At 49.3% G+C, this 13,790-nt stretch carries 12 protein-coding genes and 2 pseudogenes; 13 read left to right on the plus strand and 1 reads right to left on the minus strand.

The genetic code is table 11. The features are described from left to right. The first annotated feature begins 10 nt into the window (after positions 1 to 10). The 12 genes and pseudogenes from K4305_RS12260 to K4305_RS00045 all read left to right on the plus strand — a co-directional run bounded on the left by K4305_RS12260 (position 11) and on the right by K4305_RS00045 (position 9,130). Complete coding sequence (locus tag K4305_RS12260) at positions 11 to 172, plus strand: IS3 family transposase (RefSeq protein ID WP_442880394.1); 162 nt, start codon at positions 11 to 13, stop codon at positions 170 to 172. A gap of 38 nt (positions 173 to 210) precedes the next feature. Next, the gene (gene ltrA, locus K4305_RS00005) at positions 211 to 1,434 is read left to right on the plus strand and encodes a group II intron reverse transcriptase/maturase (RefSeq protein WP_331560274.1); all 1,224 of its coding nucleotides are present in this window, start codon (positions 211 to 213) and stop codon (positions 1,432 to 1,434) included. A gap of 553 nt (positions 1,435 to 1,987) precedes the next feature. Further along, complete coding sequence (locus tag K4305_RS00010; RefSeq protein ID WP_331560264.1) at positions 1,988 to 2,959, plus strand: reverse transcriptase domain-containing protein; 972 nt, start codon at positions 1,988 to 1,990, stop codon at positions 2,957 to 2,959. 878 nt (positions 2,960 to 3,837) lie between these two features. Continuing rightward, a complete protein-coding gene (locus K4305_RS00015; protein WP_331560265.1) occupies positions 3,838 to 4,110 on the plus strand; it encodes a DUF4160 domain-containing protein in 273 nt (90 codons plus the stop codon). Then, positions 4,107 to 4,364, plus strand: a complete 258-nt coding sequence (locus K4305_RS00020; RefSeq protein WP_331560266.1) for a DUF2442 domain-containing protein — start codon at positions 4,107 to 4,109, stop codon at positions 4,362 to 4,364. Before K4305_RS00015 ends, K4305_RS00020 begins: the two co-directional genes overlap by 4 nt. A 17-nt stretch (positions 4,365 to 4,381) precedes the next feature. Beyond that, positions 4,382 to 4,558 (plus strand): nucleotidyltransferase substrate binding protein, encoded by a 177-nt coding sequence (locus K4305_RS00025; RefSeq protein WP_331560267.1) that lies wholly within the window; start codon positions 4,382 to 4,384, stop codon positions 4,556 to 4,558. Then, positions 4,555 to 4,818, plus strand: a complete 264-nt coding sequence (locus K4305_RS00030) for a nucleotidyltransferase domain-containing protein (protein ID WP_331560268.1) — start codon at positions 4,555 to 4,557, stop codon at positions 4,816 to 4,818. Before K4305_RS00025 ends, K4305_RS00030 begins: the two co-directional genes overlap by 4 nt. A 98-nt stretch (positions 4,819 to 4,916) precedes the next feature. After that, the gene (locus tag K4305_RS00035) at positions 4,917 to 5,882 is read left to right on the plus strand and encodes a transposase (RefSeq protein WP_331560269.1); all 966 of its coding nucleotides are present in this window, start codon (positions 4,917 to 4,919) and stop codon (positions 5,880 to 5,882) included. A 480-nt stretch (positions 5,883 to 6,362) separates the two neighbouring features. Further along, positions 6,363 to 6,698 (plus strand): annotated as a pseudogene (locus tag K4305_RS12265) (helix-turn-helix domain-containing protein). Between the two features lie 131 nt (positions 6,699 to 6,829). Continuing rightward, the gene (locus K4305_RS00040) at positions 6,830 to 8,050 is read left to right on the plus strand and encodes a hypothetical protein (RefSeq protein WP_331560270.1); all 1,221 of its coding nucleotides are present in this window, start codon (positions 6,830 to 6,832) and stop codon (positions 8,048 to 8,050) included. 289 nt (positions 8,051 to 8,339) lie between these two features. Next, positions 8,340 to 8,459: pseudogene (locus K4305_RS12270) on the plus strand (DNA-binding protein); the annotation flags it as partial. 239 nt (positions 8,460 to 8,698) lie between these two features. Then, entirely contained in the window at positions 8,699 to 9,130 is a 432-nt protein-coding gene (locus K4305_RS00045; RefSeq protein ID WP_331560271.1) for a thiol-disulfide oxidoreductase DCC family protein, read from the plus strand. Positions 9,131 to 9,632: 502 nt separating this feature from the next. Here K4305_RS00045 and K4305_RS00050 read toward each other — a convergent pair. Further along, positions 9,633 to 10,127: a hypothetical protein gene (locus K4305_RS00050; RefSeq protein WP_331560272.1), complete on the minus strand. Its 495-nt coding sequence runs from the start codon at positions 10,125 to 10,127 to the stop codon at positions 9,633 to 9,635. A gap of 958 nt (positions 10,128 to 11,085) precedes the next feature. Between K4305_RS00050 and K4305_RS00055 the strand changes: the two genes are divergently transcribed. Then, a complete protein-coding gene (locus K4305_RS00055) occupies positions 11,086 to 13,719 on the plus strand; it encodes a DEAD/DEAH box helicase (protein WP_331560273.1) in 2,634 nt (877 codons plus the stop codon). The last annotated feature ends 71 nt before the right edge of the window (positions 13,720 to 13,790 follow it).

Below are 13,790 nucleotides of genomic sequence, written 5' to 3' on the forward strand. Positions count from 1 at the left end.
AACCGAGTGGATCTACGGAAGAACATTCCGTAATCGAGAAGAGCTTCAGCAGAGTCTATTTGAGTATATCCAAATCTTTTATAACCGAAAAAGAGCACATTCTACGTTAGGGTATCTTGCACCAGCAGAGTATTTACGCAATTATTATCAATCAAAGGCTTTGGCTTCTTAAATAGTCTATTTTTTTCTTGCAATTCCACCTTCTACGAGCTGAACCGGAAAGCAGCGGAAGGGATAGATGAAAGAAGCTGGAAAGAGTACGAAGCACAGCTCGAAGAACGCCTGCCGAAGCTGCATGAAGAAATTCACAAAGGCAGCTACCGGGCCCAACCGGTCAAGAGGGTGTATATCCCGAAAACCGATGGCCAGAAACGCCCGCTGGGCATAACGGCCATAGAAGACAAGCTTGTCCAGCAAGCCGTCGTCACGGTACTGAACCAGATATACGAAACCGAATTCTATGGGTTCTCCTATGGATACCGGCCAGGCCGAGCCCCGGAAAACGCGCTGGATGCCTTGGCAACAGCGATACTGAAACGTCCGATCAACTGGATACTGGACGCGGACTTGCAAAAATTCTTCGACAGCATCCCGCACGACAAACTGATGGCCCTCATCAGCATACGAGTCGGCGACAAACGGATACTGCGCCTTATCGGAAAATGGCTCAAGACGGGATATATCGAAGACGGGAAACGATACCGGCAAACAGAAGGCACACCGCAGGGATCGGTGATCTCGCCACTGCTTGCCAACATCTATCTTCACTACGTGGTGGACGAATGGGTCGAACAGGAGAGACGTCGCCGAAACAACGGCGAAGTCATCATCATCAGGTACGCCGACGATCTTGTGCTGGGATTCCAGTACAAGACAGAAGCGGAAAGATACCTTGAGGTACTGAGAGAACGAGTACAAACGTACGGACTGAAACTGCACCCCGAGAAAACCTGCCTGAAAGAATTCGGAAGATATGCCGAAGAACGGCGACGGAAACGAGGGGAGGGCAAGCCGGAAAGCTTCGACTTTCTGGGCTTCACACACCTCTGCAGTCGAAACCGGAAAGGCGGCTACTTTCTGAAACGAAAGACGAAAACGAAAAAGATGCGGCAAAAGCTGTCGGAACTCAAAGAAGAGCTGACGAAACGGAAACACGCGCCAATCCAGCAGACAGGAAAATGGCTGAAAAGCGTCGTGCAAGGATTCGGGCTCTACTTCGGCGTGCCGGGCAACAGCAAAGCACTGAGAAGCTATAGGGATCAGGTGGTCAAGATGTGGTTAAAGGTACTGAGAAGAAGAAGTCAGAAAGGAAGCGCACTGACGTGGGAAAAGTTCAACCGGATCGTAGACAAATATATTCCGCACCTCCGAATATGCCAACCTTTCCCGGAGGTAAGATTCGCCATGACTCAAGGCAGGAGCCGTATGCGGTAGTGCCGCACGTACGGATCTGTACGGTTTGCGCCTTGCAAGCGCATGAAATTCAGTTGTCTGAAATGGCAACCCTGATAAAGCCTAACCAGCAGTCAGGTACCGAGTCTTGCGTGGCGATTGGTGACAATCACTGCGAAGCGTAGACAGGGAGATTGCAGGCCGGAACGAAAGTGAACGGAGACATAGCCCCGAAATCGATCGTGGTCGAAGTAGCTGACCCAATCCCGGAATGGGGAAAGCAGAAATCCGGAAAGCGAAAAGGTGAGTTTTCAGGAATACTTCCGGGGTCCAAACCGCCAGCATGCAATCAAAGGAGGTCATGCGAACAAGGGAGATCCATTTTGCTCAAGCGAAAGCTTGTAAGGTCAGACAAGCCAAACGGCAAGGATGGCCTGACGGCGGGATGGAAGTCAGACTGCCGGATAGTACTCCGAGATTGGGAGAGCCAATTACAAGGGGAAGCGGGCAGCAGGAGATGAATTGTTCATGGGAAACATGAGCTCCATTCAAAGGGAGGAAATGGACTTCTATGCAATGAGAAGAACGACCAATCATGGAAACAGGACTTGAACAAATAGCAGAGAAAGCTCGGAGTGATGCGAAGTTAAGATTCACCTCACTGGCTCATCATATTACTCGGGAGCGTGTATGGAAGAATCTGAAACAGATTCCCGGTACCACCGCACCAGGGACAGATGGCCAGCGTGTGGCGGATGCAAAAGAAAGCTTTGAGGTATGGATTGAGCCAATGCTCCAGTCCATGCACCGCCAAGGGTATAAAGCGCCGTTGATCAGGCGAGTCTATATTCCCAAGCCCGGTAAACAGGAGAAACGGCCATTGGGCGTGCCCTGTGTTTCGGATCGGGCACTCCAGAGAACGACCTCTCAGGTACTATCTGCCATCTACGAACAGGACTTTCTGGACTGTTCGTTTGGAGGTAGACCCGGTAGAGGAGCCCACAATGCTGTGGCGACCCTGAATGAAATCATTGCAGGGCGTAAAGTAGGCTGGGTGCTGGAGGCGGACTTGAAGAACTTCTTCGGCAGTCTGGATCATGAGTGGGTCATGCGCTTCGTGGAGCACCGGGTTGGCGATCCACGTATCTTAAACCTGATAAAACGATGGCTGAAGGCGGGCGTACTGGAAGAAGGAGTCGTTCATCCAAGTGAAGAAGGCACCCCGCAAGGAGGATCAATCAGTGTCTTACTGAGTAATCTCTACCTTCATTATGTCCTTGATCTCTGGTTTGAGAAAGCTATCAAGCCACGGATGGAGGGTGAGGTTTATCTGGTAAGATATCTTGACGACTTTGTTGTGTGCTTTCAATATCGGTCGGATGCGGTACGCTTTCAAGAAGTGCTGACGAAACGTTTACAGAAATTTGCGCTGACACTGGAACCGAGTAAGACAAAGCTCGCGTGGAATTCGGTCGCTATGCGCAGAAGTATGCCGGAAAAAGAGGGCGAAAGCGTCCCGAAACGCTTAAGTTTCTGGGCTTTACCTTCTATTGTTCCCGTAACCTGAAAGGAAACTTCAAGGTAGGAATGCGCACCGAAAATATTCGTGTGCATCGGAGCATGCAACGGCTAAGCGACCTGATGAGACGAATGATGCATTTGCCGATACAGGAACAGGTGAAGAATCTGAATAGCGTCTTGCGCGGGCACTACGCCTACTTTGGTATAGCCGGAAATTACTTGGGTATATCAAGAGTCTATCGCAGTGTAGAAAGATACTGGAAGAAAATGCTCAGTAGTCGAAGCCAGAAAGGAAAGGTGACATGGGATACCTATCACGTCCTGAAAACACGGTTTGGCTTGCTGCGTCCAAAGCTATCCGTTTCATATGGAAAGCTGCAAGGACTTGCAATTCTGTGAGCCATCTTCTGAAGAGCGTAGTGCGGGAAATCCGCACGCTACGTTGTGTGGGAGCAGGGTTCGGGAGACCGGCCCTGCGACCCGGTGGGTGCCGGGTAACCGGTATCCCTACCGCGACTCCGTTCCCTCAAATGCAGGATGAATGGCTGATGGAGTGATGGGGGAGATAGTTCGCAACGACGTAAACAAAACGGAAAAGAGATATGAAGATCGTTTCTTGACCGGTTTTTCAATTGAGATGGTAAAAACTGTCGGTGCACGACCGGTAGAAATCAAGCGGAAAGAGAGCGCTTTTGAGCATGACGACCTGTCCCGTGCGTTACCCTTGTGAGCCACGACGACGCTGTTCCCTCCTTATTCCTGAAATAGCCTGGGCTGAGCCGGCATTTTTTATGACCTGAAAATGTTGTGTACATTTCAAATACGAACTTGTGTTCGATGCAGATAGCTGAAGTGTTAAAAAGCTGAGAAGTGCTGTTGCCCTTCGTTTGGGATAGCAGCCAAACACTACAGAGGGAAGAGAGAATGCCTACGATTTCAATGTTCTATGGGATTCTAATACGGATGTTTTTTCGGGATACCGAGAAACATCATGTGCCACACATTCATGCAGATTATCAGGGAAAAGTAGCAGTGTACTCAATTCTTGACGGAACGCTTCTGGCAGGTGATTTGCCGCCGAACAAGCACAAGCTGGTTGTCGCATGGATCGAAATTCATCACGAAGATCTGCTTGCTGACTGGAATTTAGCCGCAAACGGCAAGAAACCATTTCCAATAAAAGGGCTTGACCAATGAGAATTGCGGAACTACATCCCCAACCAGATTGGGTGCTGTCAATTATTGCTGAAGATGGTCGTATTGGCCGCTTTGATGTCACTCCCTATCTGGAATATGAAGCATTTGAAGAGCTTCGAGACCATAATGAATTTATGAAGGTGAGTAACGGGGGGTACTTCATAGAATGGGCGTGTGGTGCCGATTTGTCGGCTGACACCATTGAAGCGCGATGGGAGGTAATTGGTAAAGCCGCCTCGACGACAACGGCCTGAGACTCTGCAAGCTGGGATTGATCGAAGATGGTGAGATATGGATGCAGATGATCAACAGCCGGAATCTGACATCACATACCTGTAATCAGGAAATTGCCCACGAAATCGCAGAGGCAATTCGCAATCATTATCATGTCGCCTACCGCAAGCTTCTTGATACGCTTGAACCGCTTACAAGTGAGAGGCCGGAATGAAATATGGACTCGATGATGCGACCATTGCGCGCATTCATGGCGTGATTACACGCTACGGGCAGGTTGACAAAGCCATACTTTACGGTTCCAGAGCCAAAGGAAATTACAGGGCAGGTTCGGATATCGATCTGACTCTTGTTGGCAGCCATGACCTGAACCTGACCGTTCTGTATCGGATAATGGATGATATTGACGATCTGCACTTGCCTTATACCTTCGATATTTCCCTATTGCACTCCATTTCCGATCCGGATGGGTAACGTGCTTGGGGACGCTGATCCGTTGCTAAAAATACTGTGCTATGGTATCTTGAAATCAGGAGAAAACCCGATTAACGGTCAAAATAAGGGAGAATGCGATGCCGCGAGGACCGAGACTTGACGCACCGGGAACCCTGCATCATGTGATTATCCGGGGGATAGAGCGGGGCAATATTGTTCGTGACGATACGGACCGGAAAACGTTTCTCGACCGCATGGGACTACAGGCCAAAGGATCAGGTACCTGCATCTACGCTTTCGCTCTCATGACGAACCATGCGCACATCCTCCTGAAAAGCGGTCCGGATGGCATCTCCACCTTCATGCGCCGCCTGCTGACCGGTTATGCTCAGTATTTCAACCGCCGACATACGCGGGTCGGGCACCTGTTCCAGAATCGCTATAAATCCATTATCTGCGAAGAGGAAGCGTACTTCGACAGGCTGGTGGCGTACATCCATCTCAATCCGTTGCGGGCAGGACTGGTCGAATCGCTCGAAGAGCTTGCACGGTACCCCTGGAGCGGCCATGCCGTGCTGCTGAACAGGGTTCGGTTCGACTGGATGGATCGGGACTACGTGCTGCAGTTTTTCGGTCGGAAGGAAGGTGTGGCACGGAAGGCGTATCTGCAGTTTCTCGAAGAGGAACTTGGTATTGATCGGGAAAAGGAGCTGTCGGGAGGCGGACTCGTGCGCTCGCAGGGCGGATGGTCGAAGGTGCAGTCGATGCGCCGGCGGGGCGAGAAGGCGCTTGGCGACGAAAGGATTCTCGGGGGCGACTCGTTCGTGAAGGAGGTGCTGAAGGAGGCCGAAGAGCGCAGGGATGTACTGCTGCCGGAACACGAGCGGCTCCGCTTGCTCGATGATGATATCGAGCGTGTGTGCAGGGATGCCGGCGTCACCCCGGTTTTTCTCCGCTCCGGGAGCAAGGCCGGCAAGCTGCCGACGCTGAGAAGAGAGCTTGCAAGGAAAGCCCTGCTGGAGTACGGCCTTTCGCTTGCCGAAACAGCAAGACAGCTCGGCGTGACTGCCAATGCCGTGAGCTATATGCTCAAGCCGCAATGAGGCCTTGTGATTTCTGATGACGGCAGGGAAGGGGTACGGGGTCGGCGAACCGTTATTCTTCATGTCGCGAACTGCATCAGCTAATTCCGTTGATTCTCACTGTCATCAGCAATACCGTATTGTCAAGCAGAATTATCAGGGGCGTTACTGCTGGAATTCTAATCTGTTTGGAGGAGGATGGGTCGTTCGCAACTACGTAAACTTATTGCTTGGGAAGCGCGGTTAACCCCGGCAATGATCCATTCATCCCTGTAACTGATAATTGTTGTATTCGGAACTGACCCGGGAGGATTTACCCGGAAAGAATTCGCGTATTGCTTATTTTGTCCTGAATAATACAGGTCATCATCCCGGATTTATTTCGCTTCGCGCCCTCAAGTAATTTTTTCACTGCGGAGCGCTGCCCGGGGGGATCCCGGTTTTTTTTAAATGTAAATATGGTATTACATTATATTTATTAAGGATATACCAATATTACATATGCCGACACCTCATCTGCCAAATTCTGCAGTGCGCAAGGCGCTCTGCAAGCTTGGAGCAAATATTCATGAGGCGCGGATGCGCCGCAGGCTGCCTATGAGTGTTGTGGCTGAACGGGCGTCAACATCGCGCCTAACCCTATCCCGCCTTGAGAAGGGCGATCCTTCGGTGAGTATCGGTATTTAAGCAGCTGTGCTTCAGGCTCTTGGCTTGCTGGACGATCTGGCCTGGCTTGCAGATCCTGCCCGAGACAGCGTTGGTCAGCAGCTTTCAACGGCAGCATTGCCCAGGCGTGCCCGTATAAGCGGCAGAGAAAAGAGTGCCGGTGATGCCTGAGGTCGAGGTTTATGTCGATTGGCAAGGGTGCTGCCGATTGATCGGCAGGGTTTATCGGCAGACCGGCAGGGAGATGCAACAAGGCAAAGATCGACTTTTTCTTCCATTAATATTTTTATTTAAGTTTTGTTATGTTCGATAATGATGAAGAGCTGCAAATAATCTATCAGAAAAATTTGCCTTTTTGGGAAGACACATTAAATGATGTATCCACTGCTATCAGTAATAAAATTCAGGCAAAAGAATTAAAATATACCTTAAAAAAAAGAGTCAAATCCCTCGAAAGTCTTAATGAAAAAAAGCAGGGTCTTGTCAATAAGGGACTCCTGGAAAATCAGAAGATTAAGGATTTGCTTGGTTTGCGCATTATTGTGCCGTTTTTGGAAGATGTAGAGCAGGTGGTTGAAATTATTAAAGAATCTTTTGATGTAGCGGACATTGAGAGAAAATCCGAAGCATTGTCTTATAGGGAATTTGCCTATGACAGTGTACATCTGGAAATATCATTGGGAGATTTATGTGTTGAATTGCCGGAATTTTGCTGTTATTCGTGTGAAATTCAAATCCGGACAATATTGCAGGAAGCATGGGCTGAAATAGAGCATGAGCTGGTTTACAAGAGTAATATCGAGTTCCCGGACAATCGGGCTATCCGCAAAAAAATGGCGGCACTCAATGCAAATCTTGTGCTTTCGGATATGATATTTCAGGAAATACGAGACAAGCAAAAAGAGTTAGTTGCCTGGGGCCATGAGCGTTTTAAGGAACTGCAGAAAAAAGCAAAAGAGGTCTCTGTAAATTCACTTCATAAGTATCGTGGGGTAAATCAGGAAAATGACCTGGAGAAAAAAGGAGAATCTTTAAAAGATATTGAAATAAATCTCCTTAAGGCATTGGATGCGCATAATAATGAAAATTATAGAGGAGCTATTGATTATTACAGTGAAGCATTGTCTGCTGATCCGCCATTAAAAGTGCGTGCTATTATATACAATCATCGGGGTCTTGCTTATTTTATGCTGAACAAGGAAAGGCAGGCATTAAAAGATTTCGAAGACAGTTTTAAGTGTGATCCCGGTTATTATCAAGTCCTCAACAACCGCGCACTGACGCTCAGGCGGATGGGGCTGACCAATGAGGCTCTTTACAATTTCGAGAAATCCCTTGAGCTTGAGAAAAGGCAACCGGAAGTGTATTTTCTCAGAGCACAAACCTATTATGAAATCAGGAATTATCAATCCGCTCTGAATGATGTTACAATTGCTGTTCAAATGAGCCCGGATTATTCGGAGGCTCAAAAACTTCTGGAACAGACCGTTAAAAAACTATCCGGACAAAACCAGGAAAAATAAACAACAGTCAGCATCTTCAGCAAACGAAACGCCTTGATCGCGTTTCCTGATTGTTCTTATCCTGAATTATTTGTTAACTGATATTCCCCCATGGCTCCGAATGCTGCCATCATTCTGGTAAAACGAGATTGTCCCGGGGTTGTCACCCCGGGCTACCAATATTTCGCCCCTACGGGGCTGAACCCCGGTTCACGCTTTTCAATCCGTGAAAATCCGATCTTCAATCCGCTGAAACTGCGCTATTAATCCCCCCTCCCCGGCGCCTGAATTCGATAACCAAAAGAGGTAGCCACTACCAGACTTTTTTATCGGTGCCCATGCCGCAGTACCGGGTCTTGAACTGATTACACGGGATAAAAACAGATATCAGACGTATTTCCTGACAGTCAGAATCATTTCTCCGGAATAATCGATCATTCTCAATACAATACTTCGAGCGATACCGAGTGTTGTCGATCGCTATCCCGACAACCATGGCAGAAGGAACTTCTTCATCGGTTTTCGGGTTATTTTCGCCTCACACAGCTTCCTGAAAACCTGAACATCTGCTATCCGGAACTTTTGGCTTGATGGACTCGGTGGATGCATGTTGCGGCGTACCCTGTCAGGAAGTCTTCGATGCAATCGTGAAAGTTACCTTGAAACCGGATGCATAAGTCCTTTGCCGCCCTTCCTGATAACATTGTCATTTTTGACGGTGTTTGCAATCTGTGCGAATTTTCGGTGAATTTAATTTTTGAGCACGATCCCGTAGGGCATTTCTTTTTCACGCCGGCCCAGTCTCCCCTTGGAGCTTCGTTACTCAGCCATTTCGGCATCAATACGTCGCGACTTGACACCGTTGTTCTTGTCAGGGGTGAGCGCGCCTTCACCCGCAGCGCCGCAGCCATTGAAATCGCCTCCGGACTCGACATACCATGGAATCTGCTCGCTCTATTCAAGGCGGTTCCCGAACCCCTGCGTGATATTATATACGATCTGATAGCGCAGAACCGGTATCAGCTGTTCGGGAAAAAAGAGGAATGCATGTTGCCGACCGAAGAGTTGCGCAGGCGTTTTCTCGAGCAACTGCCGGGATAATGAGCCCTCGCCAGTGATATCGATCTTTTCAATTATTCGTCAACTGATATCCTCCATGGCTCCCAATGCTTCCATCATTCCGGTAAAACGCCGGGTTGCACCCGGGCGTTACCGCGATGTCGCTCCTGCGGAGCGAAAACCCATTCGGAGAGAATTTTCCCTTCCCGGGGTTTCACCCCAGGCTACCGATATTTCGCCCCTACGGGGCCGGGGATTGGGATAATGGGGGGATAATGGGAGGTGAAGAGGAGGCAAAACGAATACTCAGCCCTCCATGGCAGAATTTCAGGGCGCTGTACTGTTACCCGAAATACTGTGATATGGTATTTTTAAATCAGGAGAAAACCCGATTGCCGGGCTAAATATCCATTTCGCAGTGTCTTTTGAGCAGGCGCTGATCAATCGGGAATTTTACGTCTCATGGCAGGGCACAATACCGGGATCGGGGTGAGGGAGTGGCGCCACCCCGGTACCGGTACGTTATGTTATGTTATGTTATGTCTTACATCTGTTCCATCCTGAATGTCCCGCTGCAGCAATGCCCGGACAGGTCCTTGTATACTCCGTCCTTCGTTTGCCACTTTCCGGACTTGTTCCTGCACAGGGTAGCCCTGAAATCGTGGAGACACTTTGCATCCGGACCGCCAGGGACGCCCTTAACCTGCCCTTCCAGCCTGCAGCAGTTGCGTGACACGGGTGTAACGGTACCGACGAATGTCAACTTAACCTTGCCGTCAGCGGGATCGATGATTTCACCATTGATCTTTTTGCCGCAGTCGGTCTGATGCAGAACCATAATGAACGATCCCGTTTTCGGGCCTACGGGGCACGCGGGATCGTCTACCGAGATACCCTTGTACTTGCCGGCGATACAACACTTGCCGGGCACGAGAGGTTGTATTCCCTCCTGGATCGGTGGCTTGGCAAAGCCGGTACCAACAACCAACATGACGGCCAAAATCGCCATCATTGCTGTTACCACTACCATTTTTCTCATTGTTTTTCCTCCTTTGTTGTGAGTTGATTGCAGGATTGCAACCAGGCGGTCATGTTTTTTTACCAAGCCCTTGTAAAGAAAGGTATCCCGGATTATGCCGCAAGACATTGTGAAATAATCCTTTTCGCCATCCTGATGCAGGAGCCGGATCTGAACCGGTGTTTTCTGTGACCTGTAAGGTTATTTGCACTTTAAAATATGAACTTATTTACTTTATCTCAATCACGCGGATGGCCGCTTCCGGAAAAAGCTGATCGAAGTCGATACGGTGCGCAATTATAAGAGTGACTCGGGGAAGCAGGTGAAAACGGGAAGTTCAGCTGCTGTGGGGTATATGGTCTGGAAAATATTCGAAGAACTGAACAGGTCTAGAGCGAGTTCCTGTCGTTGGATGTTTTCGAAGTTCGTTGAAGATATATTCGATCTTGCGATGCATGGACTTGTTACTGCTCTGACGCCTGTGTTTAATCAGAATTGTTCATCAACTGCTATCCCTTCATGGCGGCCGAGTCATGCCATCATCCTTGTAAATCGCCGGATGTCCCGGGGCGTTACCGCAATGTTGCTCCTGCGGAGCGAAAACCCGTTTGAGGAGAATATTCCTTTCTCGTGTTTGCCCCCCGGACTACCGGCAGGTCATCCCTACGGGATTTGCAGAAAGGCAGGAAAAGGCGAGATGCTGCGGCCGAACTCTAACATGCCGGTGTAAACCGAAGATGTTCTAACAGAATAATTCCTTACAATAATTCGAGATGATCTTTTGTGAGTAATTCAGAAACGCTTCGAAACCATAACGAATTTAAGAATGTGTGCAATGGGGGAAATTCAGCGAATGGGAGTGTGGCGATGATTTGTCAGCGAACACCATTGAGGCGCGATGGGAAGCAATTGGAAAATCCACCTCGATGCGAGAAAATGTAACACGCATGAAAACCATGTATCAGAAAGACTGATGAGCATGGACTCAAGGCAAAATCTCATCATCATCAAAGGCAGGGATCGTACGGTTCAGATATTGCGAATCGAGGAAGCGGGCGACCGTATGGTCGTGACTTTCAGTAATGGAAAGCCGTATTTCTATGCCAGAGATAATGTTGCATGGCTTTCGAATCCCGATCGGATACCAACCGGGCATTGCCGGGTATTGGTTGAAGGTGATCTGCTGTACGATGTCGAGGAGGCGCTGCGTTTTGAAGCATGGGTGAAAATTTTCCGCCGGAACGGAGAAAGCCGATACTGCCTGTTTTCGGATTTTTCAGTGCAGCGCATGACTTCATCCGATGGGCGCAGCACCGATATGCTTGCGTATTTCCGGGAACTCGCCGAAACCATCGGGCTCATGACGGATGATAACAAGTCGATGATGGCGATGAAATACCGGGACCTGGATACCGTTTCTGGTGAAAGTATTCTCTCTCGTTTTTTGCAGGCTTGTCCCCCGGGTTCAGGTACGGTATCGTCAGAGCTGATTTTTCCGTTCGGCTGTAATATGAGCCAGAAAATAGCCGTTCAAAAGGCGATCGGGAATCCCATCTCCCTGGTTCAGGGGCCTCCGGGTACTGGCAAGACCCAAACCATCCTGAACCTTACAGGCAATATGTTGCTCCAGAGGAAACGAGTCGCAGTGGTATCCAGTAACAATTCGGCTACTGCCAATGTGCTGGAAAAGCTTCAGAAATATGAACTGGATTTTGTGGCGGCATCTCTCGGAAGCACGAATAACAAACAGGCGTTCATCGAGGGACAGTCAGGCGAAGCGGTTCTGATGCCGACGCTCCGGGAAGATCAGGAAGCTTCTGTGCGTAAAGAGATTCTCCTTGTCAGTTCATCGCTCGATAACGCTTTTGCTGAGAAGAACGAGTTGGTGGTCCTGATTCAGCAAATCGATGCTCTTCGGCTTGAAATGGATCACTTTGAAACCTTTTGCAAGGAAGCGAAGGGCGGTGCGTTGACTGTGATGGATTGCACGAAACAAGCAGAATTATCCGCGCGTAAGCTGTTGCATGCATGGCTCGCTTCTGAAAAGGAGTTGAAGCGTTATGCAAAAAAGGGTTCTCGATCGCAATCGAACCGACGTGTCGGTTTTCTGAAGAAGATTGGTATGCTGCTCAGGTTTGGAACGGCAGGGAGAGCATTGTTCGAGTTGAGCGTCGAGGAACGTATTCTTCTGCTGCAGAAGGCGTATTACCAGCGGAAGCTTGCCGATATGGAACACAGGCGGCAAGTGCTTGAGGAATCGCTTGCGGGATTCCGTTTTGACGAGCGCCTGGAACGGCTGACAGAGCTTTCGATGCAACTGCTTCAGCATCATCTTGCCGAGCGGTACAACAATCGGAAGCGGACGGTATTCGCATATGATGATCTCAGCATAGAGCCGGAAAGATTTCTTGAGGAGTATCCTGTCATACTCAGTACGACGTTTTCCATCATTACGGCGCTGAAGAAGGGCTATCTGTTCGATTGCGTCATCGTTGACGAAGCGAGTCAGGTAAATTTGCTCAATGGGGTTCTTGCGATGGGTTGCGCAAAGCAGCTCGTCATCGTGGGCGATCCGATGCAACTGCCCCATGTACTGACGGAGCAGGATGCTCAGCAGGCGAAAGCTGTTGCGTTACAATACGATCTGCCGGATTACGCCCGTTTCGAGCGCCACAACCTGCTTTCTTCCGTGCGGACGGCATTTCCTGATATTCCGGAGACGCTGTTGCGGGAGCATTATCGGTGTCATCCGAAGATCATTCAGTTCTGCAACCAGAAATTCTATGGCGGTGAACTGCTTGTAATGACGACCGACCGGGGCGAGACGGACGTTCTCAAGGCCTATATGACCGTCGAGGGCCGACATGCGCGAGGGACGTTCAATCAACGCCAGATTGACGAGGTTACGCAGCATGTTTTGCCGGAACTGGCTTCAATACCGCCCGCCGATATCGGTATCGTCTCGCCATTCAGAGCGCAGGCGGAACGGATGCAGGTATCTGTGGATTCCGGTGAAATCGGGATCGATACGGTGCACAAGTATCAGGGCAGAGAAAAGCGGGCTATAATTATCACAACCGTATCGAACGACACCAATGAATTCGTCGATAATCCGAATCTGCTGAACGTTGCTGTATCCCGCGCGCAGGAGAAGCTCCGACTGGTCGTTTCCAGGGAAATGGCAGAGGGGAACGGCAATGTCGCGGATCTTGTCCGTTACATCCGGTACAACAATTGCGAGGTTATTCCCGGCAGGGTTCGTTCAATCTTTGATCTTCTCTATCATGACTACACGGCAGCGCGTCTGGAGCTATTGAAAAAAAGAAAACGGGTTTCGAAATACGATTCCGAGAATCTTGTGTACAGCGAAATAGATGCGGTTCTTCAGGAGCAGGCTTATCGGGGGCTGGGTGTCGTTTTTCAATTTCCGCTGTCGATGCTTGTTCGGGATACTGGGAACCTGACCGCCGATGAATCGACTTATGCTGCTCATCCATGGACTAAAACCGATTTTCTGGTGTACCGTAAAGTCGATAAAAGTCCGGTGCTTGTTATTGAAGGGCATCTCTATTTATTCGAAAGCGACATATCTTTCATAAATAAAATGACTTAGCGTTCATAAAAAGGCCGGAAATTCGTATATTTCAGCAGATTTCTTCATTCATCTTCTGCTATCATGAAAAA

Origin of the sequence: Chlorobium sp., assembly GCF_036528655.1 — a bacterium.
Lineage (GTDB): Bacteria > Bacteroidota > Chlorobiia > Chlorobiales > Chlorobiaceae > Chlorobium.